This is a genomic window from Ancylomarina subtilis, from assembly GCF_004217115.1.
Lineage (GTDB): Bacteria > Bacteroidota > Bacteroidia > Bacteroidales > Marinifilaceae > Ancylomarina > Ancylomarina subtilis.
In genome coordinates this window covers 13,748-39,646 of the sequence record NZ_SHKN01000006.1, presented here as the reverse complement: position 1 = coordinate 39,646, position 25,899 = coordinate 13,748, and the positions used below count along the sequence as shown (strand labels likewise).

Annotated in this window: 20 protein-coding genes; 12 read left to right on the top strand and 8 right to left on the bottom strand. The window is 36.2% G+C overall.

Going from position 1 to position 25,899, the window contains the following annotated elements; translation table 11 throughout:
* Position 1 precedes the first annotated feature (1 nt).
* The 4 genes from ftsA (at position 2) to EV201_RS15640 (ending at position 4,614) form a co-directional block, all read left to right on the top strand.
* Entirely contained in the window at positions 2–1,252 is a 1,251-nt protein-coding gene (gene ftsA, locus EV201_RS15655; protein ID WP_130308587.1) for a cell division protein FtsA, read from the top strand.
* A 114-nt stretch (positions 1,253–1,366) separates the two neighbouring features.
* Positions 1,367–2,668: a cell division protein FtsZ gene (ftsZ, locus tag EV201_RS15650; protein WP_130308586.1), complete on the top strand. Its 1,302-nt coding sequence runs from the start codon at positions 1,367–1,369 to the stop codon at positions 2,666–2,668.
* 163 nt (positions 2,669–2,831) lie between these two features.
* Complete coding sequence (ftsZ, locus tag EV201_RS15645) at positions 2,832–4,106, top strand: cell division protein FtsZ (protein WP_130308585.1); 1,275 nt, start codon at positions 2,832–2,834, stop codon at positions 4,104–4,106.
* A gap of 61 nt (positions 4,107–4,167) precedes the next feature.
* Positions 4,168–4,614, top strand: a complete 447-nt coding sequence (locus EV201_RS15640) for a GatB/YqeY domain-containing protein (protein ID WP_130308584.1) — start codon at positions 4,168–4,170, stop codon at positions 4,612–4,614.
* An 80-nt stretch (positions 4,615–4,694) separates the two neighbouring features.
* Here EV201_RS15640 and miaB read toward each other — a convergent pair whose 3' ends face one another.
* Positions 4,695–6,098 (bottom strand): tRNA (N6-isopentenyl adenosine(37)-C2)-methylthiotransferase MiaB, encoded by a 1,404-nt coding sequence (miaB, locus tag EV201_RS15635; RefSeq protein WP_242610506.1) that lies wholly within the window; start codon positions 6,096–6,098, stop codon positions 4,695–4,697.
* 249 nt (positions 6,099–6,347) lie between these two features.
* On the opposite strand from miaB, the gene glsA reads away from it, so the two are divergent.
* Together glsA and glsB are read left to right on the top strand one after the other, a co-directional pair.
* Positions 6,348–7,181, top strand: a complete 834-nt coding sequence (gene glsA / locus EV201_RS15630) for a lyso-glycine lipid O-acyltransferase GlsA (RefSeq protein WP_130308583.1) — start codon at positions 6,348–6,350, stop codon at positions 7,179–7,181.
* A gap of 190 nt (positions 7,182–7,371) precedes the next feature.
* Positions 7,372–8,352 carry a glycine N(alpha)-acyltransferase GlsB gene (gene glsB / locus EV201_RS15625; protein WP_130308582.1) on the top strand — a complete coding sequence of 327 codons (981 nt, stop codon included), beginning with the start codon at positions 7,372–7,374 and terminating at the stop codon, positions 8,350–8,352.
* 101 nt (positions 8,353–8,453) lie between these two features.
* On the opposite strand, the gene EV201_RS15620 is transcribed toward glsB, so the two are convergent.
* Together EV201_RS15620 and EV201_RS15615 are read right to left on the bottom strand one after the other, a co-directional pair.
* Entirely contained in the window at positions 8,454–10,355 is a 1,902-nt protein-coding gene (locus EV201_RS15620) for an amidophosphoribosyltransferase (protein ID WP_130308581.1), read from the bottom strand.
* Positions 10,356–10,475: 120 nt separating this feature from the next.
* A complete protein-coding gene (locus EV201_RS15615) occupies positions 10,476–11,042 on the bottom strand; it encodes an SPOR domain-containing protein (RefSeq protein ID WP_130308580.1) in 567 nt (188 codons plus the stop codon).
* Positions 11,043–11,910: 868 nt separating this feature from the next.
* Here EV201_RS15615 and EV201_RS15610 point away from each other — a divergent pair.
* The 4 genes from EV201_RS15610 (at position 11,911) to EV201_RS16585 (ending at position 15,939) form a co-directional block, all read left to right on the top strand.
* Positions 11,911–13,425 carry a sensor histidine kinase gene (locus EV201_RS15610; protein WP_130308579.1) on the top strand — a complete coding sequence of 505 codons (1,515 nt, stop codon included), beginning with the start codon at positions 11,911–11,913 and terminating at the stop codon, positions 13,423–13,425.
* 5 nt (positions 13,426–13,430) lie between these two features.
* The gene (gene rprY, locus EV201_RS15605) at positions 13,431–14,117 is read left to right on the top strand and encodes a response regulator transcription factor RprY (protein ID WP_130308578.1); all 687 of its coding nucleotides are present in this window, start codon (positions 13,431–13,433) and stop codon (positions 14,115–14,117) included.
* Positions 14,118–14,291: 174 nt separating this feature from the next.
* Positions 14,292–14,663 carry a BlaI/MecI/CopY family transcriptional regulator gene (locus EV201_RS15600; RefSeq protein ID WP_130308577.1) on the top strand — a complete coding sequence of 124 codons (372 nt, stop codon included), beginning with the start codon at positions 14,292–14,294 and terminating at the stop codon, positions 14,661–14,663.
* 1 nt (position 14,664) lies between these two features.
* On the top strand, positions 14,665–15,939 hold the full coding sequence (locus tag EV201_RS16585) for a M56 family metallopeptidase (protein ID WP_130308576.1): 1,275 nt from the start codon (positions 14,665–14,667) through the stop codon (positions 15,937–15,939).
* 67 nt (positions 15,940–16,006) lie between these two features.
* Here EV201_RS16585 and EV201_RS15590 read toward each other — a convergent pair whose 3' ends face one another.
* Positions 16,007–17,551: a hypothetical protein gene (locus tag EV201_RS15590; protein ID WP_130308575.1), complete on the bottom strand. Its 1,545-nt coding sequence runs from the start codon at positions 17,549–17,551 to the stop codon at positions 16,007–16,009.
* 157 nt (positions 17,552–17,708) lie between these two features.
* Here EV201_RS15590 and EV201_RS15585 point away from each other — a divergent pair, with 157 nt between their 5' ends.
* Positions 17,709–18,029 carry a hypothetical protein gene (locus EV201_RS15585; RefSeq protein ID WP_130308574.1) on the top strand — a complete coding sequence of 107 codons (321 nt, stop codon included), beginning with the start codon at positions 17,709–17,711 and terminating at the stop codon, positions 18,027–18,029.
* A gap of 321 nt (positions 18,030–18,350) precedes the next feature.
* Here the strand turns inward: EV201_RS15585 and EV201_RS15580 are convergent, their stop codons facing one another.
* The 4 genes from EV201_RS15580 to EV201_RS15565 form a co-directional block, all read right to left on the bottom strand.
* Positions 18,351–20,834, bottom strand: coding sequence for a TonB-dependent receptor (locus EV201_RS15580; protein WP_130308573.1), 2,484 nt, complete (start codon positions 20,832–20,834; stop codon positions 18,351–18,353).
* The gene (locus EV201_RS15575; RefSeq protein ID WP_130308572.1) at positions 20,831–21,703 is read right to left on the bottom strand and encodes a FecR family protein; all 873 of its coding nucleotides are present in this window, start codon (positions 21,701–21,703) and stop codon (positions 20,831–20,833) included. Before EV201_RS15575 ends, EV201_RS15580 begins: the two co-directional genes overlap by 4 nt.
* Positions 21,704–21,729: 26 nt before the next feature.
* Positions 21,730–22,230: an RNA polymerase sigma factor gene (locus EV201_RS15570; RefSeq protein ID WP_130308571.1), complete on the bottom strand. Its 501-nt coding sequence runs from the start codon at positions 22,228–22,230 to the stop codon at positions 21,730–21,732.
* 131 nt (positions 22,231–22,361) lie between these two features.
* Positions 22,362–23,276 (bottom strand): hypothetical protein, encoded by a 915-nt coding sequence (locus tag EV201_RS15565; protein ID WP_130308570.1) that lies wholly within the window; start codon positions 23,274–23,276, stop codon positions 22,362–22,364.
* 820 nt (positions 23,277–24,096) lie between these two features.
* Here EV201_RS15565 and lepA point away from each other — a divergent pair.
* Positions 24,097–25,887 (top strand): translation elongation factor 4, encoded by a 1,791-nt coding sequence (lepA, locus tag EV201_RS15560; protein WP_130308569.1) that lies wholly within the window; start codon positions 24,097–24,099, stop codon positions 25,885–25,887.
* Positions 25,888–25,899: the final 12 nt, after the last annotated feature.

Below are 25,899 nucleotides of genomic sequence, written 5' to 3'. Positions count from 1 at the left end.
GATGATCAACACAAATGAAATTATAGCGGCCATAGATATTGGAACAACCAAAATTGTTGCCATTGCGGGGAAAGTTACATCCAACGGAGAACTTCAAATACTGGGTTTAGAAAAAACCAAATCGACAGGAGTTGTTAAGGGAGTTATCCAAAATATTAATCAAACCATTGAAGCCATCCGCGAAGTGGTTGACAAGTTACAAAAGAATACAAATCTTAGAATTGATAAGGCATACGTTGGTATCGCCGGACAACATATTAGAAGTTTAAAGAACCGACAGTTTAAATACATCCAAAACGGTTCTGAAATTATTACTCAGGAAGATATTGATACCATCTTGAAAGAAAATTTCAGAATCCCAATTCAGGTTGGCGAACAAATTCTTCATGTCATTCCACAAGACTATGTGGTTGACAAGGATAAGGGCATCACCAACCCTCTGGGGATGGCAGGACGCCGACTTGATGGTAATTTTAATATCATTATTGGAAGAACGGCTTCAGCCAGAAATATCGAAAATTGTGTAAAAGCTGTTGATATTGATATAGAAGAACTCGTTCTGGAACCTTTGGCATCTTCTCTTGCTGTATTAACTCAGGAAGAAAAAGAGGCTGGAGTTGTATTGGTTGATATAGGTGGCGGAACAACAGATATTACACTTTATTTTGATGGTGTTCTTCGTCACACCGCCGTTATTCCATTTGGTGGCGATGTGGTAACAAAGGATATCAAAGAAGGTTGCCATTTATTGCTGAAACAGGCTGAAGCTCTAAAGATTCAATTTGGTGAGGCTGTTGAGCAATTAGCTGATAGCGACAAGGTGGTCAATATTCCGCAAACCGGAGGTTGGGATCCTAAAGAGATTGCATTTAAAACCGTCGCACAAATCATACAGTGTCGCATGGAAGAGATTTTGGATCGCGTGAAATACCAGATTGATATGACACCTTATGGCGATAAACTCGGTGCAGGAATTGTCCTTACCGGTGGGGGTGCAATGCTGAAAAATCTGGATATCTTAACCAAGGAAACGTTAGGTTTAGATGTTCGAATTGGTTACCCTAATGCGTCATCTATGATTAAGGTTGACGAAGCGATAAACCTTCCAATGTACGCAACCAGTATTGGTTTGCTATTGAATGGTTTAAACAAACTTCAACACAAACCCAGCGATGGTGTAGCGAACCAAACAACTACTAAAACAAGAAAAAGAGGTTTAAAGCAATTCTTTGAAACCCTTTTTGATAATTAATATGAGAATCTGAAAAAACAAATTAGTGTGGATTATGAATTCCCCTGGATATCACTATCAAATTCTAATTTCATTTATTTGTATTTTATTAAAAAACACAATAAACCCTAAGTTATGATTGACGATTTACTACCTGTTGATTTCGAAGAAAAAGAAGAATCAATGATCAAAGTTATTGGTGTAGGAGGCGGTGGAAGTAACGCTGTCAATCACATGTATAAGGAAGGTATTAAGGATGTCGGTTTTGTGATTTGCAATACCGATTCACAGGCTTTAATTGACAGCCCCATTCCTTTTAAAATACAATTGGGGAAAAGCTTAACCGAAGGTCGAGGCGCAGGAAATAAACCTGAGAAGGGTCGACAATCGGCTATAGAAAGCATCGAAGAAGTTAATAAGATTTTGGGTGAAAAAACCAAAATGGTTTTCATCACTTCTGGTATGGGTGGTGGTACAGGTACTGGTGCAGCACCTGTTATTGCTGAGCTGGCTAAGGAAAGAGATATCCTTACCGTTGGCATTGTTACCATTCCGTTTTTATTTGAAGGGAAACGCCGGGTTCAGCAAGCTCTTGAGGGGATCGAAAATTTAGAAAAACATGTCGATGCCTTATTGATTATCAACAATGAGAAACTCAGAAGTATGTTTGGGGACTTAAAACTCTCCGAAGCTTTTGCACAGGCCGACAGTGTTTTGTCTATAGCCGCCAAATCTATTGCTGAAATCATTACAGTTCATGGCTATGTTAATGTCGACTTTGCCGATGTTGAAACCGTGATGCGTAACTCGGGTGTTGCCATAATGGGATCGGCTAGCATAGCAGGTGAAGACAGAGCTATTAAAGCAATTAAGCAGGCGCTGAATTCACCATTATTAAACAGCAACAATATTTACGGTGCCCGTAATATTCTGCTTAATATCATTTCAGGGAAAGAGGAAGCAACCATGATGGAAGTAACTGAAATCACCGAATATGTTCAAGCAGTTGTTGGGAATGATGTGAATATTATTTGGGGAAATGGTTATAGTGAATCCTGTCAGGATGAGTTAAGTGTAACCATTATAGCTACGGGATTCTCGGACAATCCGATTCCTGAACTAAATATTCAGCCTCGACAGCATGAGCAAAATAAGGCTCCTCAGCTCGAACTGATTATTGAAAACCCGGAGATGCTTGAAGCTGAAGCCAATCACTCAAAAAGAAAAAATACAAACTCAAGAATAAAAAATTCGAGTCAAACAGAAGTGATTGAGGAAGAGGAAACGGTTGATAATTTTAAAGAAAAACAGGCCTCAAAAAAATCGAATGACTCCTTTGTTGCACCCGAAGCAGAAAAAGAAAAGAAGGAGAAGAAATCCGGTTGGTTTAAAGATACTTTAGGTTCTCTATTCGATACAGAAGATACTTCAATGTAAACTTACAATGAAGTCATAATTAGTTCGTCCTGCAAAATTTCATTTAGAAAATTGATCCGGAAGGTCAAGGCATAACTAATTAAGCGTTAAATTCGCAACGCAAAAATGCGAGGTACTATTATTTTACAATTACATATCCAACCAGGATAAATACAATAGATTAATGAGCGAGGAATTAATGGACTTTGGCTTAGTAGAAGACGAATCTTCAATTATTAAAGTAATTGGAGTTGGTGGTGGTGGTGGCAATGCTGTAAACTACATGTATCAGCAGGGCATTAAAGATGTTGATTTTGTTATCTGCAATACCGATGCACAGGCATTAGCAAAAAGTAGCGTGCCGAAAAAAATTCAACTTGGCGAATCTTTAACCGAAGGACGAGGTGCTGGTAACAAGCCTGAAAAAGGAGAGCAATCAGCTATTGAAAACTTAGACGATGTCAGCGAAGTATTGGCTGATAATACCAAAATGGTATTCATCACAGCTGGTATGGGCGGTGGTACGGGTACCGGTGCTGCACCAATCATAGCCAAAGCAGCAAAAGATATGAATATCCTAACAGTTGGTATTGTTACCATTCCTTTTCGATTCGAAGGAAGACAACGTATCAACCAGGCTATCGAAGGAATTAGAAAACTGAAAGAAAGTGTTGATTCACTTCTGGTAATTGACAACGCTAAACTTTCTGAAATATATGGTGATCTAAAATTATCAACAGCATTCTCAAAAGCCGATGATGTTTTAGCTACAGCAGCAAAAGGAATTGCTGAAATTATCACACTGCATGGTTATATCAATGTTGACTTCGAAGATGTTAAAACCGTGATGACTGACAGTGGTGTGGCTGTAATGGGATCAGCAAGTGCTGAAGGCGAAGGTCGTGCAGTCACAGCTATTCGTGAGGCATTAACCTCTCCTCTACTAGACAACAACGATGTCCGTGGGGCTAAATCAATCCTACTAAACATTACATCAGGTACCGAAGAGGTAACGATGGACGAAGTGGGTGAAATTACAGACTATGTTTATGAAGCAGTAGGTGATAGTGGTAATATCATCTGGGGTACCGGTCAGGATGAAAGTTTGGGTAATAAGGTTTCTGTAACCATTATTGCAACAGGTTTCGATCATGAAGAGTCCGAAGATTATCAAGCCAAACCACAAACTGTAACTGCTAGTAAACCCAACGCTTTTAAAGGAGGGAAAGGCCCGGCTAAAGTCACAGAGACACAGAAACTGCAGCTGGAACTTGATCCTGTACCAGAGCCAGAAAAGAAGCTTAACGAAAAACTTGATGCCAGCATGATGAACGAAGCTGAAATCCAAGAAAACGAAGATATTCCTGCATACAAACGCAAGCAAATTAACTTGCATCGAACAGAACCGCCAAGAACATCGAATGTGGTTCATTTCGATTTAGATGATTTCGATAATTAATAACAAATCTGTATAAGTTCGGTTTTTCCAAACTCGACCTTATGCAATAATCTGATATATCATGACATTATTAGAACAAGTAAACGGCGATATAAAGGCTGCAATGAAAGCCAAAGATAAGGAAAAGCTTCAGGCTCTAAGAGCTGTAAAAACAGCTTTCACTCTTGAAATGACAAAAACAGGTAGTACTGAAATTGCTGATGCAGATGCTTTAAAAATTGTACAAAAACTTGCTAAACAAAGGAAAGACTCCGCTGATACATATATCACGGGTGGCCGTCAGGAACTAGCAGATGTTGAGCTAAAAGAAATGGCTTATATTGAAGCTTATCTTCCTGCACAAATCACAGATGAAGAACTGACTGAAATTATTAAAGGTTTAATTGAAAAAACGGGTGCAAGCTCAATAAAAGATATGGGTAAGGTTGTAGGAATGGCATCGAAAGAATTAGCCGGACGTGCCGATGGAAAAACCATTGCCGATAAAGTAAAATCATTACTTGCTTAAGCAAATACCTACAGCAAATAGAAGAGGCTGCCAGTTAAAACTGACAGCCTCTTTTTATATATTCCGGATATAGAAAATACTTATTCCACAATCTCGCCAATCATAGTTGCAGAGTTGCAACTCACCGCTTTAACTTTTACAAAATCGCCAACTTTAAAATTTTTCTTGGGTAAAATAAAAGCCTTATTCTGTGAACTGCGTCCATATAACTCCTGATCTGATTTTTTAGAAACACCCTCAATTAGAATCTCAAAGGTTTTACCCAAATCACGCTGATTACTTTCTAAAGATAGTTGTCTTTGTAAAGCAATCATCTCATCCAATCGCTTCGATTTAACATCCTCAGGAATATTATCCTTTAAGTTTTTATAAGCATATGTACCAGGGCGTTCCGAATACTTAAACATATAAGCATAATCGTACTTAGCCCACTGCATCAAATCTAATGTTTCCTGAAATTCTTCTTCAGTTTCATTGTGGAAACCCACAAAAATATCAGACGTTAAACCACAATCCGGCAAATATTTGCGAATGGCTTCCACACGATCCATATACCACTCGCGGGTATATTTTCGACGCATATTCTTAAGAACTTCGTTGCTTCCTGACTGAACGGGTAAATGTATGCATCTGCAAATATTCGAATGAGCAGCCATCACTTTCAAGGTATCATCACTCATATCTTTGGGATGCGAGGTTGCAAAACGAATACGCATGTTGGGCTCAGCCTTCGCTACCATTTCCAGCAACTCGGGAAAAGTAATTTCCGAAACAGAATTTTTAAAGTGGTAAGAGTTCACATTCTGTCCCAAAAGAGTTACTTCTTTGTAGCCCTTTGAAGCTAAATCATGAACTTCCTTAAGAATACTCTCGAAGTTGCGACTTCTCTCTCTCCCTCTGGTATAAGGAACAATACAATATGTACAGAAATTGTTGCATCCACGCATAATTGAAACAAAACCCGAGATGGCCGTTTCATCAATACGCGCAGGACAAATATCTTTATAAGTTTCAGTTAACGACAAATCAATATTAATGGCTTTTTCTCCCTGCTCAGCCTTCTTTACCAACGAGGGTAAGTCCATATAAGCATCGGGGCCAACAACAATATTCACATTCTTCTCCTGCTCAAAAAGTTTCTCACCCAAACGCTCAGCCATGCAGCCTATAACACCTACTAAAAGTTTCGGATTTTTCTTCTTCAACTCACTAAAACCTTGAACCCTACCCCGAACTCTTTGCTCGGCATTTTCACGCACAGAACATGTATTTACCAAAATCACATCTGCCTCAGTTCTATCTTCAGTTCTCTCAAAACCATCGTGCTCCATAATAGCAGCCACGACTTCACTATCGGCAACATTCATTTGACAACCATAGGTTTCCATGAATAATTTCTTATTGCTTTTGCTCATTGTATTCTTCCGATTATCCTTACCCTTCAACATTACTGAAGGACCATTATTGTTTTTTATGACGTGCAAAGATAGATCTTATTAGCTGAATGACAATTGAAGAAGTCTAAAATATCCTGATATAGACTCAGTAAACACAAGCATTCAAACAAAAAAATAAACACTTTGTGTACTTTTAGATAGATTGATTCTCTGTTTTTTGAGGAAGTCAATATAAAATTCCGATATTTAGGCCATAATTGAGTTTATTGCGTTCAAATCAACTATTTATTGATCACAATAAATCACAACTAAGCTATATTTTAGAATCATAGACAAATGCAAGACCAGTCAAAATCTCAGGATTTTCAAAAGATAGATCTCAAACAGGTATTTGCCAGTAAAAGCGAAAAAGTCGCTCGATTAATTCCTGGTTTCATCATCTCATATTTAAAACGCATTATTCATCAGGATGAACTGAACGATTTCCTAAGCAGAAACCACCAAAAACAAGGTATCGATTTCTCTCAATCTGTTTTGGATGAATTATCAATTACCTACGATATTCGCGGATTGGAAAAACTTGATCCAGGCAAACGCTACCTTTTGGTGGCCAATCACCCTCTTGGTGGCCCTGATGGACTGATTCTTATCAGCCTCTTTGGGAAACATTTTAAAAGTATTCGCTTTTTAGTAAACGATATTCTGATGAATATTAAAAACATGGGCAATGTTTTTGTTCCTATAAATAAACACGGCGGACAAGCAAAGGAAGCGGCTAAAATTATAGAATCAGCCTACCAATCGGATTCGACCATCTTAACCTTCCCTGCTGGCTTAGTCTCCAGAAAACAAAAGGGAATAATTAAAGATCTGGAATGGAAAAAAAGTTTTATTGTAAAAGCAAAAAAACATCAGCGTGATATTGTTCCGATTCATATTAGCGGACGAAACTCAAATTTCTTTTACAATTTAGCCAACTTCAGAAAATTTATTCGACTTAAAGCCAATATTGAGATGCTTTATCTTGTGAATGAATTATTCAAACAAAGAGGTAAACAATTTAAAATTACGATTGGTGAGCCTATCCCATATACAAATCTTGATAGTAGCTTAACCCCAAACCAGTGGGCTGAAGAAATAAAGAAACAATGTTACGATCTTGCCGATTAATTATTTTAATCACAAATCCACAAGATACATTATATTTGTCCGAATTTAAGTCAATTATCATAGTCCATCAATAAAAATAACTATGGTGATTCCCTTATTTTCACTTATATTGCTTTAAATACACCACAAGCGAATTTCTTTATTCTTAATTTAAGAATTGAAACGTCGTCACCAAATAAAAAGAAAACAGATGAAAGAGATTATCCCTCCAGTAGACAGAGAGCTTCTTGAAAAAGAACTCACCGAGGATAGATTTGTAAGAAAGACCAATAAGGGATCGAACGAAATTTATTGCTTTACACATCACGATTCGCCAAATTTAATGCGCGAAGTGGGACGTTTACGAGAAATTACATTTAGAAAAGCTGGTGGTGGAACAGGCAAGGAAACCGATATCGATCATTATGATCTGGATGAAAAGCCTTATCACCAACTCATCGTTTGGGACCCCAGTGCAAAAGAAATCCTAGGTGGTTATCGCTATATCATTTGTAAAGATGCCCACACCAATAAACAAGGTGATTATTTACTAGCAACATCAAGATTATTTGACTTCTCTGATGAATTCAAAACTCAGTATATCCCGAATATGATTGAATTAGGCCGTTCATTTGTTCAGCCTGAATACCAATCAATTCTAAAAGGCAGAAAGAGTCTATATGCTCTCGACAATTTATGGGATGGACTGGGTGCTCTAATTGTAGAGTATCCTGAGATTAAATATTTCTTTGGGAAAGTGACCATGTACCCTCATTTTAACACCGAGGCTCGTAATCACATTCTTTATTTCATGAACCGTATGTTTAACGATCCTGATAATCTTGCGTGGCCATTGAATCCGCTTAAAACAAATACGGACACAGCCACCATGGACGCCACTTACAACGGGGTTGATTTCAAAGAAAACTACAAGATCTTATCCAGAATTGTACGCGAAAACGGAGCTAATATCCCACCACTTATTAATGCATACATGGGTTTATCTCCATCAATGAGAAGCTTTGGAACAGCTGTAAATACTCACTTTGGTGACGTAGAAGAAACGGGTATCATGATTACAATTGACGATGTCTATGAAAATAAAGTTGAGCGACATATCTCATCTTATCTAAACTTCTTGAAAATCCGTTTGCCGAGAACAAAATTTCATTTGTTCAAGAAAAAACATTAAGCAATTCGAATTGCAAAAAAAAAAGTCATCCACGAGGATGACTTTTTTTTGTATCAAATTTCGAAAATTGGTGGCGTCTTAAGAATTCACCAACTTATAGCTTAATAGGCTCTCTTTGTATTTCCTTCAACATAGTTGATGAATGAAGTATTCACAACCTTGTTTCCACCAGGCGTTGGATAGTCGCCCGTAAAATACCAATCCCCATTATTTTCAGGACATGCTGCGTGTAAGTTATCAACCGACTGGAATACAATTTTCACCTCAGCGTGCATTTCATCCGGAGTTAACTGCTCCGATATCTTATCTGAGATTTCTTCAGGAGTAAATGGTTTGTAAATTTCAGTCACATAATTCATCACCTCCTCCTTAGGCAAGTTCTCCTGAGCCTTACATTTCTGATAAACCTCATCGATGATATTCTCCATATTTCGCTCTTTTAGCAAAGCAATTGCTGCATTAAAAGCACAGAAATCCCCCATTCGTGTCATATCAATACCATAACAGTCCGGGTAACGAATCTGTGGTGCCGATGACACAACCACAATTTTCTTTGGATGTAATCGATCTAAGATTCTTAAGATACTTTTCTTAAGAGTTGTACCGCGAACAATTGAATCGTCAATAATAACCAAGTTATCAACATCGTTACGAACAATACCATAAGTCACATCGTAAACATGACCAACTAAGTCATCACGCCCCTCATCACCTGAAATAAAAGTTCTGAGTTTGACATCTTTTACGGCTATTTTCTCAACACGAGGCTCAACGGAAATAATCTCTTGAAGCTTTTCTTCAGTCCATTCACCATTTAGTTCGTGAATCTTTCGCATTTTATCTTCCTGTAAGTGATTACGAACACCTTCCATCATTCCATAGAAAGCTGTTTCAGCAGTATTAGGAATAAAAGAGAAAACTGAATTCGCAATATCGTGATCGATACTATCAAGGATAGCCGGCGTTAATAACTGGCCTAACTTTTTTCTCTCTAAATAGATATCTTTATCAGATCCTCTTGAGAAATAAATACGTTCAAATGAACAAGATCTTCTTTTCTGTGGAACACGAACAGGAACTTCTGCTACATCACCATTCTTACGAATAATAACACCATTACCCGGTTCGATTTCTTTAATATCTTTAGCTCTAACATTTAAAGCAGTTTGAATCACCGGACGTTCCGAAGCAACCACCACAATCTCATCATCCTGATAGTAGTATGCTGGACGAATTCCCCATGGATCGCGCATCACAAATGAATCACCATGTCCGAACATCCCTGCAATGGCATAACCACCATCCCAGTCACGAGACGCACTCGCCAAAACCTTCTGAACATCGAGATTATCCTCGATAAGAGGAGAAATAGCTTGAGAGCTATAACCTTCGTTTTTATATTGTCTGAATTTCAGTTGGTTTTCTTCATCAAGATAATGACCAACCTTTTCAAGAATAGTAACTGTATCCGTATAGTCACTTGGACTTTGGCCCAGTGATACCAATAGATTAAACAACTCATCAACATTAGTCAGGTTGAAATTCCCTGCCAAAACCAAATTACGAGAACGCCAGTTATTTTCACGCTTAACCGGGTGAACAAAATCGATACTATTACGACCAAAAGTTCCGTAACGAAGGTGACCTAAATAAACTTCACCTGCAAAAGGAACGTTTTCTTTTGCCCATTTTGCATCTTCAAATTTTTCGGGATTAGTTGCTCTTACTGTTGCCAAATCGCCATAAATACTATCGAATACATCTTTGATAGGTTGATTCCCGTTTGAACGATGGCGATGAATATATTTCGTACCCGGCTGTTGATCGATTTTTATACTTGCGGCTCCTGCTCCTTCTTGTCCTCTATTATGCTGCTTCTCCATCAACAGACAAAGCTTCTGAATTCCATACTGCCAAGTCCCATACTTTTCCTGATAATACTCAAGAGGTTTACGCAAACGGACTAAAGCTATTCCGCACTCGTGTTTAAGTTGATCACTCATTTCGATTTATTATAATGGTTATTTAGTACTTTCCTTAATTCTCGCAAAGGGCAAAATTACAATTTCCTTTACAATTTTTTTATAAAAAAAACCGCTTAGAATCATCCAAGCAGTTCAATATTATTCTATTTCGTCAGTCACACTTTTTTGTTCCAACTCAAGATCAACTAAATTTATTTGATCCTTCACTAGATAACAATAAGGATATAATTTCACACATTGTTTATACAAGTACATGGCTTCGAATTTATTCCTAAAGTTGCCAATACGCACTCTAAAATCAGGGGCTTGATATTTCACATACACCCTTTCACCAGGAAAGTGTTCTTCCAAATCCTGACGAATGGAAAATGCCTTCTCCCGATCACGTCCTCCTCCTGAGAAAACCTGAATTCGATACCCTTGAAATCCAGGCGACTCTGAATTTTCAGCTCGATCTATTTTAAGCAGATCATCAATCCGATAATCCTCAAGAATTCTTACTTTTCCTTGCCCCTCTTCATCCTGTCTCAGTCTCTCAATAAATTCAACGTCTCCCTTATAGAACTGCGTCTTTTTCATATGAATGGTATCCTGAACTTGCTGATCAAGAGAATCGTGACTCTGACTTGTTTCATATGTTTGTGCATCCAGGGATGATATACAAAAAACAAATACTAAGCTAAGTAAATAAAAAGGATACTTCATTTGATATGTATTTTTCCAAAACGAATTACTAATCTACTCATTCAATTCCAGGGATGTATCACACAAACACAACTGATTATCAACACCTTTTAAATTTCCTGAATAGATCTCAAAAATAATCAAAAATATCAAGCTTCAAATATAATTTAACGATTGATAAGATTTCTCTTTAAAATGGTTAAAAAACACAAATACAAAACACAGCGAAATCACTATTAATCAGACCACTTAAAAGCAGTAATCCATAATAAAACTCTTATTATGGAGAGAAGAAAAAGGCATTTATTTGAGATTCGACTTAAATGCATCTAATTAAGCAAGTCTGCTTATGCTGGAATAAAGCAAGTATAAATCTAATTAAAGATAGAAACCAAAAAGAAAAAGGATGGTAACCACAACCATCCTTTCTTCTAACTATTAACCAAAATTTGAAGATGAATACCAAAAATTCAATCTTCGTGAGCAAAAATAAGCTCTAGAAATTAAATTCAACATTATAATCGTGAAAAATAAGACAAAATGCCCTATAACATATTATCAATCAACACAGGGTCGATGAAAAATCTTGTTTATTTATAATAAACATGTGGATATTCCCCTTTTAGATTTTAAGCAAAAAAACAACTTATTCTTATTTATTAATCTTAGGAACAAAGGCTTTCAATCGAAAATCAAGAAATTTTATTAACCATATATACTTTTAAGCTTTCATCCTCCGTTAAAGATTGTTAAGCATGAATTAGCTCATGAGTATTTTTATATATTTGTATCAATGAGAAAGGATTTTTAATTGAATATCAATAAGAAATTCATTTTTAGTTTCCACTAAATCCCAGTCTATAAGGGACCGAAAGTCAGAATTACATTTATGAGCAAAAAATACATATGGTTAGTAACAATCGTTTTAGCGATATCATTATGTGGTCTGATCTTTATTCAGATCAAATACTACCAATCTACAGCAAAGATTAAGGAAGACCAGTTTATACTTACAGTAAGTAAAGCGCTCGACGAGGTTGTTGATGAATTGGAATCGGATGATGAAGCCAAAAGTATTCTCGAAGGCAGTAGCAGCAATCAACCGACAAATGGTGTCAACAGAAAGAAGAAAATTTATAGTTCCGGATACAAAATAGATTTACCTCTGAATCCTGGTCAACACCCAACTGCTGAGGTCAGTTACTATCAGGAGAATAAAATTCTTTACAAAAAGGAAACCGAACTTAACTCAAAAAGTTTCAATGAGTTAATAAAGAAAATGCAGGACCCTCAGTCTCTGTACTCAATTATGGGAAATCAATTTCAGACATCCCGAATGGCCACCCATATGGCTCGTTCAAACATGCCTCTGAAAGAACGAATTGATCTGAATTCAATCCAGAAACTGATTAAAGAAAAATTAAAAAATAATGGAATTAAATTAGATTTTGAATTCGCTGTAAAATCAGATAATAATTTATTTGTAAAGAAATCAAAAGACTATTTTAACTATAACCATCTTGAGAAATATTCCAAGCAATTGTTTCCCAATGATTTATTCAAAAACTCACATTATTTATACATCTTTTTCCCAGGATTGCATAAATATATTCTGAGGTCGTACACCATGCTATTTCCTTCATTGATTCTATCAATGATCTTGATTTTATGCTGTGCCTTCACAATCTTCATCATATTCAGACAGAAGCGTTTATCCAAAATAAAGAACGACTTCATCAATAATATGACGCATGAGTTTAAAACGCCTATTTCAACCATCTCGTTAGCCTCTCAAATGCTTAGGGATAGCTCAGTAACAACGACAGCTACCAGCATCAATAATATGGCTAAAATCATCAACGATGAGAGTAGAAGATTAAGTTATCAGGTTGAAAAAGTCTTACAAATGGCTATCTTTAACGAGGGGCGTTTGAAACTGAAATTAAAAGCTGTTAACGTTCATAAGATTATTGAGAATCTAATGCCTAACTTCACCATTAGAGTTGAAGATAGAAAAGGAAACACTTACCAGCATCTTGATGCCAGAGAGGATCTTGTCATGCTGGATGAAGTTCATATAGGCAACCTCATATCGAACCTACTTGACAATGCCATAAAATACAGTAAGGATGCTCCTGAGATAAGCATCAGTACAAGAAATAAGGATAAAGGAATTGTAATCTCAATTACCGATAATGGGATTGGCATATCAAAAGAAGATCAAAGAATGGTTTTCGAACGTTTTTACAGAGTACACACTGGAAATGTTCACGATGTTAAAGGCTTTGGACTGGGACTATCCTACGTAAAAAGAATTGCCGATGCTCACGGTGGACACGTTAGTGTTGAGAGTAGCCTTGGAAAGGGCACAAAATTTGAAGTATACCTGCCATTTAAAAAATAGACATTATGGAAAAAGAAATAAAAGTCTTATTGGCTGAAGATGATGCAAATCTCGGCCTTTTGCTTAAAGAATATCTAGTAGCTAAAGGCTACAACACGACCTTATGCGAAGATGGAGATAAGGCATACGATGCATTTTTAAAAAACCCTTTTGATATTGGTATCTTCGACGTGATGATGCCTCATCGTGATGGCTTCACATTGGCTAAAGATATTCGCTTGATCAACTCTGAAATTCCAATTATCTTCCTGACTGCAAAATCGATGAAAGATGATGTTTTGGAAGGATTCAAGCTAGGAGCAGATGATTATATGACCAAACCATTTAGTATGGAAGAACTTTTGGTTCGTATTGAGGCTGTGCTAAGAAGAGCGGGAGGAAAATCTGAAAATAAGCAGGAAGAATTCAAATTAGGTCGCTTCCTTTTCGATTCAAAAAAGCAATTGTTACATGACGGTGACAAAACGATTAAGCTCACTACCAAAGAATCGGAACTTCTTAAATTGCTTTGCAACAATGCCAATGAAGTACTGGAGCGTAATTTTGCACTTAAAACCATATGGCTCGACGATAACTATTTTAATGCACGAAGCATGGATGTTTACATTACAAAACTTCGTAAACATCTTAAACCGGAGACAAACATCGAAATTATTAACGTACATGGTAAAGGCTATAAGCTGATCATGTAATGTTCAAAATATAATGCCACTAAAAAATCCTCTCTGCTAATGCTTTGAGGATTTTTTTTAGATGAAACTACTATTTTTATAGTAGAAAATTTGTTATTCTCATCACATACTACTAAGTTTGTAGTAGATAATGAATTCAAAATCTATAATTACAATTAAATAAAGAGTACCGTTATGAAACAAATGACGAAAGCCGAAGAACAGGTGATGCAAATATTATGGGATCTGAAAGAAAGCAACGTGAGAAGTATTGTGGATAGATTTGATACCCCAAAACCTGCTTACACAACTGTAGCAACAGTTCTAAAGGTTCTGGAGAAAAAAGGTTTCGTAACTAAAATAGCACAAGGAAAGACACACTTATTCCTTCCTCAAATTACAAAAGAGGAATATTCCGGACAACAAATGGGGAGTTTATTAAAAGACTATTTTAATGGATCATTTTCAAAAATGGCATCCTTTTTTGCTAAGGAAAACAACTTGAGTATTTCTGATTTGGAAGAGATGATTGAGATGACGAAGAAGGAAATCAATAAAAACAAATGATATGAACGACCTGTATATCTATCTGTTAAAATCATCAGCTGCTTTAGCTTTGTTTTATGGGGTTTATCATTTCTTTTTACAAGATGAAAAATTCTATAAAGGGATTCGGTTTTATCTAAGCTCTTCTCTTCTAATGGCTTTTATATTACCGCTTATCAAGATGAATTTTGAAGTTGCTGGTTCTGCAAATCATTCGAATATTGTTCTTCTTCTAAACGCAATCAATTTAAGCAGTAAAGCAAACGAATCAGCAGCCTTATTAGAAAACATCTCAACAACACAATTAATCACCGGATTTTACGCTTTTATTAGTTTCATCTTAATCCTAAGATCCGTTGTTCGAATCTGCAAAACCCAAAAGATTATAAAAAACAATCCAAAAGATGAATTTGAAGGACAAGAATTAATTAAAGTTAACGAGGATACGCCAAATTTCTCATTCCTTGGAAAAATTGCAATAAACAATCAAAATTTTAATACCGAATCATTTAAAAATATTATAGCACACGAAAAAGTACATGTGGAACAAAAGCATTGGATCGATCTGCTTTTGGTGGAATTAACAAGCATTATTTTGTGGTTTAATCCCTTTGTCTGGCTCTTTGAGCGTGCTATAAAACAAACGCATGAATTATTAGCTGATGAAGGAGTTATTGCGCAAGGCTGCGACATCGGACAATATCAGGCGAGTATTTTAAACCAAATAATGGGTATTGAAGTGATGGGCCTGGCCAATAACTTCAATTGCTCTATTACTAAAAAACGAATGATAATGATGACGAAAACCAATACATCAAAAAACAGAATGTTAAGACTCCTGTTTATCATACCGGCAATAGCGATTGCTTTAACACTTAATCTGAAGTGTACATCTGAAACTGAAAAGCCAGTTGAAGAAGACCTTATTACAATGTCAAAAGGGGATCAGACCACAATTAAATCAGAAATGGTAAATGGAGAGCAAATTTTTGCTATATGCGAAGACATGCCCCAATTCCCGGGAGGAGATAAAGCCTTGCAAACCTGGATTGCTCAAAACGTAAAATACCCTGCTGAAGCACAGAAAAATAATATTGAAGGCCGTGTTTACATCAGCTTTGTTGTTAATAAAGATGGTGCTGTTAAAGATGTAAAAATCGCAAGAGGAGCATCACCATCAATAGATGCAGAAGCGCTTCGTGTTATAAGTGCAATGCCTAAATGGACTCCTGGCAAACAAAGAGGTGAAGCAGTAAGTGTACAATACACAGTCCCAATCAATTTCTCATTGCAATAGCAATAAAAATTTATAAGTTTAAGTATGCAAAAAAAGCTCTCAGATTGTTGTCCTGAGAGCTTTTCGCTTATTTATTATTTCTTGCTTTTTCCATTATGACATCCTGCACAGGGCGTTTCTCAATCTTTGAATCCAACCACGAAATCAGATCGAGATAAAGGAAAGCTCTCTTTTCAAATGGATCATTTACCCATTTCATTAAATCTCGCCTCGATTTTATAAACTCCTCTTTCAACTGATCTGGGCTAATAACACTTAAGCGTCGGATAAAACGAAGGATGTATTTTTGTACCTCTTGCAAATCTTCCATCTTTGCCAAGAACCGATAAGTCGACCTAATTTGATAATCCAAATGATCGGTATGCTCCAATTCATAATGGCTAATCAGGTTCAAAATACGGGCAAAACAATGAATATCGCTTCTGAGCGAGGTGTCTTTCTCATCAATAATCCGATTCAGATATTTAATCGCCTCACGATATTCGCCACATCCAAAGTAAAGACAAGCTATTTTGTAATAGAAAACCAGATTTCGATGCTTATCCAAACTGTATTTATTGGCCTCAATAAAGCTCTCAATTTTTGGAACAACTGATATCCCGGCTTTAAACTGCCCCTCCATAAAATACTGATTAATTTGATGCATGAAGGAAAACTGCTGCTGCAAAATACAAAGATTGGAGTTTGCCTTAACCTGTTCAACCGCCTCGAGATTCTTAAGAATTTTTAAATTCTTCTTAAACTTACTTAAATGATTGGTGTAGAATAAAGCGACCAAAACATTATTCAAAGCTTTCAGATACAAATCACACTGACTGGTGATCATATCGGGATTCATCTGAAATAAGTCGACCCATTTTTGTGCGTACTTGTAACACATCAGAAAATCCTGAATGATCAGATAATACCAAACATAGGACTGATAGAGATACAGCTTTTCGTAGAAACTCAATTTCGTCAGATCCACCGATCGGATATTGGCATTAAAAAACTCACTCACCATCAAAAGATCCTTATCGTTGCGAGCATAGCCAACCTTAAGGTATAAGGCATACAAACGAATGGACATATTGGAGAAATAAATGGTCCCTCCCATCTCCTGATTAAGCCCTTTCGACTCAGAGGTAATCTCATCTGCTCTAGTCTCCATACTCTTAGTGATGTATTGAGATTCAATCAACTTCTCGAATTCAACAATCTCAAGATGAAGTAGTTTACGCTCATATTTCTCAGCTAAAGCCTTACTCTTTTCCAACATTCGCAGACTTTGTTGATACAAACCTTTGTTGTATAAAACCTTGGCATGATCAATCTGTTCACGAATACTAATGCTAATATCGTGATTCACTTGTGTGAGCCGCAAACTCGTTAACAACTGCTTGTAAAGATGAGCTTTCAGGTTGGGAAGTTGTGACAACTTAATATCCTTTGCCCGTTTAACAATGAGTTCTTCCTTATAAACCTCCATCTTATCTATAGAGTCGAAAACCTGTATGAATTTGCTCTCTTTACCACTCCCTATCCGATTGGCATAGAGTTTAAAATTCCTCTTTTCTGACTTAGTCATCGATTTGATAAGCTGAAATAAGGGTTCAATTTGATGCTTAGACATAGTAGTTTTTTTTCTGTATCTAACTAATAAACAAGTTATTTATCGCACAAACGAACTTTGAACTTCGGAAAAAATCCACAAAAGTGATTTTCCAGAGCCTAAGCTATGTGCTACATTCATGTCGTTTTTCAAATTAACACAGTAAGCAACATAGGATATGCGTTCAAATGTAATAAAATTCGGCAAACCTGTTTTAACTAATGCGATTGAATCCAATTCAATCAACACAAGTCAAAAACAATCTCTTCATAAAATGATCTTAGACAAACTATCCGGCATTCTAAATCAGGATATCGATAAAGGACTAAGATTGATTGAACAATTGATTAGTAAAGAAGAAATGGATGATTTCAGATCAGAATTGGAATTAAAATTCTCATCAAAACAGACAAGCGAACATCAAACTGTCAACTACAACAGACGTCTTAAAACTCTAAGATCTTGTTTCGAGGGGCTCTCTGCTGACAGTATATTATAACTTATTTAAAATATCAGTAAATCGACTCTTTCAATTTATATCTTGATGAAATAATAGCTAAAAGTCAATCAAATACTGAGATATCAGGAATTGAAAAAACGATTTAATGATGCAATTCGGCTGGAACAGTTTTCCCTCTGTTTTAGTTGTCTAACTAGTAACCAAATCTGAAGAAAACTAAGTTGTGAGGAAAGTGAATACATCGCTTCGTAGGGTCATATTAGATACGATTGTGAATCACCCCTTTGTTAGAATTAGTAGTTTATTTCTGAAGCATAAAACACTGCTCCGATCACTTAGCTTCTTCAAGATTTAAAAATCTCAAAAACCAAGTCTTAAGAATAAACGCACCGAAAAAGGAGTCGTTTTTTCGTTTATACTCAAAATCGTTTCCTGTCCTATTTTAACCTGCTCTGAGTCGAAATAATTAAGATTTTCTCTATCAAACACATTTAGAAACATCACCCCAAACTCTGTTTTAAATCTTTGGGGCTTCATTTTATAAATGATAGAAGCATCCAATCGACTGTAATCCTGCTCTGACACAATTGTGTTTTGCAATTCATCATAGGATGGAAAACCGGACCCCCATATATAATTAGCAGAACAATAAAACCGTCCAATATTAACCAGACCGGCAAACTTTAACTCGTGAGTTTGATCGTGAAGAGCTCTCTGGTACGTTTGTACCTTCCCATATTCAAATTTCTCTTCGGTTCTGCCAAGTGTGTATGCCAACCAAAATGCATGCTTATCAATCGTCTTTTTTAGATATAAATCGAGCCCATAGGTTTGACTTCTACCAATTGTTATCCCTTCAATTCTTCTATTTCGGAAATAACGCGTGTGACCTTTTGTATATTTGTGATACGCTTCCAGACTCATAGTAAAATCATCCTGATGATAAGAGCTTCCAAAAACCCAATGCTGAGAATTTAAAACAGGAATGGTTTCATTATCTGCTCCAACCCAAAATTCACGGCGATTTCCTTCATCATCCAAAATAATGCTGCGGCTCATAAATTGCCTGTAAATACCCCAGGCTGAATTTACCGAAACAGTCTCAGAAAGCTTGTAACTCAATGATAGTCGAGGATCAACATACAATTGATTTATTAAAGTTGGGTAGCTTAAGTTTACTCCTATTTTAGCCGTTAGATCTTTGTTAAGGAAAATTTTGTTCTGGAAAAATCCACTAAGTCTCCCAAAATTCGAATCATAATTCATTGTACTCACATCAAGAGAATCTTCGGAGTACTCAATTTTATTGTACAAATAGGTCATCCCCGTTTGAACAAGAATCTTTTTTGAGAGATTAAAATCATGTCTTAATCCGGCTTTGTATTCCACAATATTTGTATTCCGATCATCTTTACGACGAATTTCAGTCACCTGATTTCTTAGCCTGGAAACTTCAACCAAATTATTGTAAGAAGATGTTAAACCAGAACTTGTAAGAAATAGTTCACTTCGACCTCCTTTATGCCACTGCATATTGTATAGAATTGAAGCACCAAATTGTTCTGAATCTTCATTCTTACTCTTTTTAATATGATTATACTGCCCCTCATTAAAACTATAATCATATTCATTCGTTCCACGAAGCAAACTCACTTGAAAGCTATTCCCCTTAGCACCGGAATAGGAATATTTTAAATTCATATCCCTAAATTGATAATCAGGAACCAAACTAAAATTTGTCGCTCCTCGGGAATTGTTTTGGGAATTAAGCCCCAAAGGTTCCACCGACTCATTTTCATACAAATTGTAATAAGTCTGCCGGTATGCTGCAATTAAAGATGATTTTTTACTCAGAGGTAATTCAAATGAAGCATTGGCTGTAACATTACTCAAAATCAAATTAAAGGCAGGTTTGATTTTGCTCCCATCCTTACCCGTGATATTAACAAAACCACCAACTCTCCCATCATAACGTGCATCGTAGCCTCCTTTTTCAACTTCGATATGCTTAACCATAAGCGGATTAATATCCCCAATATCCTGGTAGGAATTCTTCAGTCCCCAAAGTGTAATTTTATCAAATAAAACCTGAGTCTCACCATCATAAGATCCCCAAATAATCACACGATCAGATTGTTCATTTGAGGCTGCAATGCCAGGCTGCATTCGCAAAAGCTCAAACACGGAATTATCACCATTACCAGGCAAAAAATTTACGATCTTATGATTCAGACTGATTTTACCAGCCTCGTTCCCAATCTTAATGAAATTCTGAACCATCTTATCAGACACCAATATTTCAGCTAAATCTGTTTGAGCAGGTTGAAGGAAAAGCTTATGACTTTGGTTGGTATTTAAAACGGTATCCAAAATAAAATAGCCCAGATGAGAAGCCTGCAAATGCAAATTTTCATTCTCATCAGATGTAAAAGAAAAACCACCACTCATATCGCTAACCTGTGGAATATCATTTATTGACAGATGTGAATAAGGCAAGCTTTCATTGGTTTCAATATCGTAGAGATGCCCTTTAAGGTAGTACTTCTTTTTTCTCGTATCTGCATAAATGAGAAAAATACCATCAGTGTACTGATAGGCAAGTGAGGTGTTTTTTAATAGGAATTTTATCGCGTCTTCAACTTTAGGAAAAGTTTGGGATGTCGTAATAATGAATTTAGAGAGTAACTCATCATCAAAAGAGAATTGCACAGCATACCTATCTCTTAAATCAATTAAAACCTGATTTAAGCCTTCTTGTTTCGCCTGAACCTTAATTTCCTGAGAATACGAGCTGAGTCCTATAGCGAAAACAAACGAGAGTAGAATGACAATTTTTAATCTCACTTGGTTTGTTTTGGACGAACAATAAATTTCTTTGATGAAAGTTTCGAATATTCTAATCCTAAAGGTAAACAAACCCAATTCAATATTTCATCTACTGAATTGCTTTTTTTGAAGTTACCCGTATAGGATATATCCGACAAACCATTCTTTATAATTCGAATATCGTATTGCAATTCAATCTCCTCAAAAACGTGTTGAATGGGCGTACCTGTAAAGAAAAAGATATGATCTCGCCACATGGTTTTCTCCTTGACATTGATTCCTTTTTCCAATTCAATTTGACCATTTCTATTGATCGAGGCGTAATCTTTAGGATACAAAACCACTTCATCCTGAGTCAAATTTGAAAAGACCTTAACTTTTCCGGTAAAACAAGTTACTTTATAATTATTCTTGCGAGTATAGATATTAAAACTTGTACCCAAAATACGAGTGGAACCATAACGCGATATGATATCAAAACGATTTCCTTTACTGATATTAAAAAAGGCCTCTCCTTCGAATTTCACCTCTCGTGCAAATTGCCACCAATAAGGATGATAGCTTAAACTTGAATTGGCATTAAGCTCCACTCTGCTTTTATCTGGTAATAAAACAGACATATGCTCACCCTTTGGACAATATTGGGTTACAGAATAGAAACGCATAAAAGCGGCACTGGCTAGTACAAGCACCAGACTTGCAGCAAGTGAATACACCACCCACAAACGCTTGGTTTTATTAACCGGAGCTTTAGTCTTATCAATCTCAGTCATCATCTCAGCCCAAACCTCATCTTTCGATTTTGAATAAGGCAATTCAATCTCTGGTAATGAGTTTAAAAACTCGTCATCAGAATAGTTGTCTATATTTTTAAAATCAAAACTCATGAATGTCTGTATCGATGATTAAATATTCACTTATAAATACTTTCATTTTTCAATGCTTCTTTCAAAAAATGCAGGGCATGTTTCATTCGTTTTTCAACAGCTTTTACTGATAGGTTTAATCTCTCTGCAATTTCAGAATATTTAAAGCCTTCTGTCCGACTCATTAAAAAAACGATTCTCTGTTTTTCAGATAACTGGCTTAAAGCCAACTCATATTTACACCTCAACTCTTTGTACTGCAAAATTTCTTCCGGCGATTCCATTTGATCATTTTGTCTGGCATTTGCAATATAATTTTGAGCAACAACATCTTTTCTGTATCGACTAATAAAAAAATCATTCGCTATTTTATACAGCAAGGCTTTAGTTGGAGGATCTTTAAAACTTTTACGCTTTTCCCACACCCGCATAAAACACTCTTGTGCAATATCAGTTGCCAAGTCTGAATCACCCGATCGAAAATACAAATAGTTTCGTATCGCATCGAAATAGGTGTCGAAAAGATATTTGAAATGATCTTGATTCAAAACAGCGTAAAAATGGTTCTCTTAAAAATAGCTTATTTTTTACAATAAACTTTAGTCAATTTATTTTCTTAACATTGGAATAGCAATTGGCCAACAGACCAACTACTATTCCTACTCTTACCCCAAATTTATTATTTCCTACCGTGTCGATGTTTTCCCAACGTAATTTCCTCATCGCCATCAGCTGTTGTTTTCACTGCAATATCATCACACGTTCCATCACCAAAATCAACGCGGGCAAACTCATCTCCATTCTGAGAATAAACCACTATTCCACTTACGATATATTTACAAGTACCTAATCGTAAAAGATAATCATCAATTTCCTTTTTAAACTCATTATTCTCAGCGTCTACATAAACATCTTGTCCTGAGATATGAATTTTATCATCTGCCCTATCGTAGCTGGTATCAAAGCCTTCAACCCATTCCTTGGTTTTATTTCCAACACATGACACTTCTGTTTCATCTGCAAAAGTAAAGTTCAAATCATAAGTATGCTCAAATTTAATCGACAGACCTGTTTCACCAGTAAATACAACCTTTTTGTACCCCTCAATTCCAATTGAATCAACCATGAAATTTTGATAAGTCATTTCACGCATCGCCCCATCGGTTCTTGGTGGAGCAGAAATTACAATGGTAATTATCCCACTGATAACCCGGCCATTTCTAAGTTCAATGCCATCACCGTAGTCAATCGTAATTGTCTTTGGGAAACCATCATTTTCACCTTCATCAACTGTTACCTCAGGCCCCTCATCATTGTTATAACAACGCCACCTGTAATAAAGCTCAGCATAATTCCTGTGGCGATACTCATAACCACCATCTTTTGTCGAGCTCTCAACAAAAGAAAACATATCACTTTCATAATCAGCTTCCGTCATAACATTTGCAATTGCAACTTCTGTATCAACAACTGCTGCCACATCGGTAATACCAATTTCATCTTCTCCAATAAGTTTCACATTGTCATCCGCTTTATCACATGATGTAAACGCAAAACCCATTCCTAGTAAAAAAACAAATAATAACTTTTTCATGATTATAGATTTTTATGGATTTAACTCATTTTGTTGACTTGGAATGTTTCCTCATTCCTGCTTTTGTATATGTACCGCATCAATCTGGATTCACCCTCCCTTTTTATTCAAAAAAACTCAACCCGGATGTTAAATGATCCCTTCTTTGAAAATTTGAAGCCAGTTATCAAGCTTTTCAGGGGCTTCATCTACAGCTTTCATACGTTAAAGGAATTCAACATTTTTTTGGGTTACTTTTCCTCTTTATAGAGAATTAATAGAATGACAGGAATTATATCATGTTGATTAAAAAGAAAGATAAGTGAAGGAAAGGAAGTTAAAAAAAGCCCAAATTTATTCCGTTTGGGGTTTCAGCATTATTGCTGCAGGAGGAATATTACAGTTATTCTCAGAAAACAACATCTATGTTTATGCGTTATTATTGTTAGGATCAGGTATCTGTTTTATTGCATTAATAAAAGCCATTAGAAATTTTAAGTAAAACTCACAAAACAATTTTTGCCAGGACTGAAGATATACCCCTATTCGGTCCTGGCAAAAACAAAGCAAGATCTGCATCACTCGAAAAAATAAGGTTCTACCACAAACATTTATCGAAATAAATCAAAAGATAGAATCCTCATTCTTAAGAACATCCCTTCAAAAACAAAATCAGCGGCTACACGACCAAGCATATGCCTGACTTTTAAAACATTAGATATATTGCCTAATCCAAGGAATTGAATATCTTTGTTGATTGATTAAGATGCTCCGTAAACGAAGTTGAATCAGTTGTAAAAACGCAAGGAGTCTCAAGCATTATCTAATTTGATTTTTGAAAATGAAGAATATTCGTAATTTTTGTATAATAGCACATATCGATCACGGCAAGAGTACATTAGCCGACCGTTTATTACAGGAAACAGAAACTGTTGGTGAACGTCAGAGACAAGCTCAGGTACTTGATGATATGGATTTGGAACGTGAACGTGGTATTACCATTAAAAGTCACGCCATTCAGATGGACTATACAGGCAAGGATGGCGAAAAATATGTATTGAATCTAATTGACACTCCGGGTCATGTCGATTTTTCGTACGAAGTTTCTCGTTCAATTGCAGCCTGTGAAGGTGCACTATTGATTGTTGATTCAACTCAAGGTATTCAAGCTCAAACTATCTCGAACCTTTATTTGGCCATTGAAAATGATTTGGAAATCATCCCTGTTCTAAATAAAATCGATTTACCTAATTCAAATCCTGAAGAAGTTAAAGATCAGATTGTTGATTTGATTGGTTGTGATAGGGATGAAATTCTTGCCGCATCAGGTAAAACTGGTGAAGGTGTACCTGATATTCTTGAAGCCATTGTGGATAGAGTGCCTTGCCCGGTTGGCGATCCTAAAGCGCCGCTTCAGGCCTTGGTTTTCGATTCTGAGTTTAACTCATTTCGTGGTATCATCACTTACATTCGAATCATGAATGGTGAGATTAAAAAAGGAGATCTCGTTAAATTCTTAAATACTGAAAAAGATTATTACGCTGATGAAATTGGTGTCTTAAGACTTGAACGTGAACCAAGAAAAGTTCTTAAAACGGGTGATGTTGGTTATATCATTTCTGGTATTAAAACGTCTACCGAAGTTAAAGTTGGTGATACTATTACACATAAGGAGAATCCATGTATAGAAGGAATTGATGGTTTTGAAGAAGTAAAGCCAATGGTCTTCGCAGGAGTTTATCCAATCGATAGTGAAGACTACGAAGATTTGCGTGCTTCAATGGAAAAATTAAAACTAAATGATGCTTCGCTTACATTTGAGCCTGAATCATCATTAGCACTTGGTTTTGGTTTCCGTTGTGGTTTCCTTGGTCTGCTTCATATGGAGATTATTCAGGAACGTTTGGACCGTGAATTTGGCATGAATGTGATTACAACCGTACCCAACGTATCCTATATTGCTCATACTAAAAAAGGTGATGTTTTCGAGATGCATAACCCATCGGATATGCCGGATCCTAACTCGCTTGATTTTATTGAGGAACCTTATATTAAAGCACAAATCATTACAAAATCAGAATTTGTTGGTTCATTAATGACCCTTTGCTTATCTAAGCGTGGTATGATGACCAATCAACAATATTTAACGAGTGATCGTGTCGAATTAACCTACGAGATGCCTCTGGGTGAAATTGTATTCGATTTCTACGATAAACTTAAAAGTATATCAAAAGGATACGCCTCATTCGATTATTTCCAAATTGGTTTTAAAGCAGCCAAGCTGGTTAAATTAGATATCCTTTTAAATGGGGAAGGTGTTGATGCCCTATCTACTTTGATTCACTTTGACAATGCACAATCATTTGGACGTAGAATGTGTGAGAAGCTGAAAGAGCTTATCCCACGTCAGCAATTCGACATTGCTATTCAAGGTGCCATTGGTGCTAAAATCATCTCCAGAGAGACCGTTAAAGCCGTTCGTAAGGATGTAACTGCAAAATGTTATGGTGGTGATATCACTCGTAAACGTAAGCTGCTTGAAAAGCAAAAGAAAGGAAAGAAAAAGATGAAACAAGTCGGTAATGTGGAAGTTCCACAAAAAGCCTTCCTGGCAGTACTAAAGCTGGATTAAAACAATCTTATC

What these genes read in the sequence shown, in the direction of transcription:
- glsB (WP_130308582.1), top strand. Translation starts at nt 7,372, where the DNA reads ATGAAAGAGATTATCCCTCCAGTAGACAGAGAGCTTCTTGAAAAAGAA.
- EV201_RS16585 (WP_130308576.1), top strand. Translation starts at nt 14,665, where the DNA reads ATGAACGACCTGTATATCTATCTGTTAAAATCATCAGCTGCTTTAGCT.
- EV201_RS15640 (WP_130308584.1), top strand. Translation starts at nt 4,168, where the DNA reads ATGACATTATTAGAACAAGTAAACGGCGATATAAAGGCTGCAATGAAA.
- EV201_RS15620 (WP_130308581.1), bottom strand. Translation starts at nt 10,355, where the DNA reads ATGAGTGATCAACTTAAACACGAGTGCGGAATAGCTTTAGTCCGTTTG.
- EV201_RS15585 (WP_130308574.1), top strand. Translation starts at nt 17,709, where the DNA reads ATGCGTTCAAATGTAATAAAATTCGGCAAACCTGTTTTAACTAATGCG.
- ftsA (WP_130308587.1), top strand. Translation starts at nt 2, where the DNA reads ATGATCAACACAAATGAAATTATAGCGGCCATAGATATTGGAACAACC.
- ftsZ (WP_130308585.1), top strand. Translation starts at nt 2,832, where the DNA reads ATGAGCGAGGAATTAATGGACTTTGGCTTAGTAGAAGACGAATCTTCA.
- EV201_RS15575 (WP_130308572.1), bottom strand. Translation starts at nt 21,703, where the DNA reads ATGAGTTTTGATTTTAAAAATATAGACAACTATTCTGATGACGAGTTT.
- EV201_RS15565 (WP_130308570.1), bottom strand. Translation starts at nt 23,276, where the DNA reads ATGAAAAAGTTATTATTTGTTTTTTTACTAGGAATGGGTTTTGCGTTT.
- rprY (WP_130308578.1), top strand. Translation starts at nt 13,431, where the DNA reads ATGGAAAAAGAAATAAAAGTCTTATTGGCTGAAGATGATGCAAATCTC.
- glsA (WP_130308583.1), top strand. Translation starts at nt 6,348, where the DNA reads ATGCAAGACCAGTCAAAATCTCAGGATTTTCAAAAGATAGATCTCAAA.
- EV201_RS15610 (WP_130308579.1), top strand. Translation starts at nt 11,911, where the DNA reads ATGAGCAAAAAATACATATGGTTAGTAACAATCGTTTTAGCGATATCA.
- ftsZ (WP_130308586.1), top strand. Translation starts at nt 1,367, where the DNA reads ATGATTGACGATTTACTACCTGTTGATTTCGAAGAAAAAGAAGAATCA.
- EV201_RS15590 (WP_130308575.1), bottom strand. Translation starts at nt 17,551, where the DNA reads ATGTCTAAGCATCAAATTGAACCCTTATTTCAGCTTATCAAATCGATG.
- EV201_RS15600 (WP_130308577.1), top strand. Translation starts at nt 14,292, where the DNA reads ATGAAACAAATGACGAAAGCCGAAGAACAGGTGATGCAAATATTATGG.
- EV201_RS15615 (WP_130308580.1), bottom strand. Translation starts at nt 11,042, where the DNA reads ATGAAGTATCCTTTTTATTTACTTAGCTTAGTATTTGTTTTTTGTATA.
- lepA (WP_130308569.1), top strand. Translation starts at nt 24,097, where the DNA reads ATGAAGAATATTCGTAATTTTTGTATAATAGCACATATCGATCACGGC.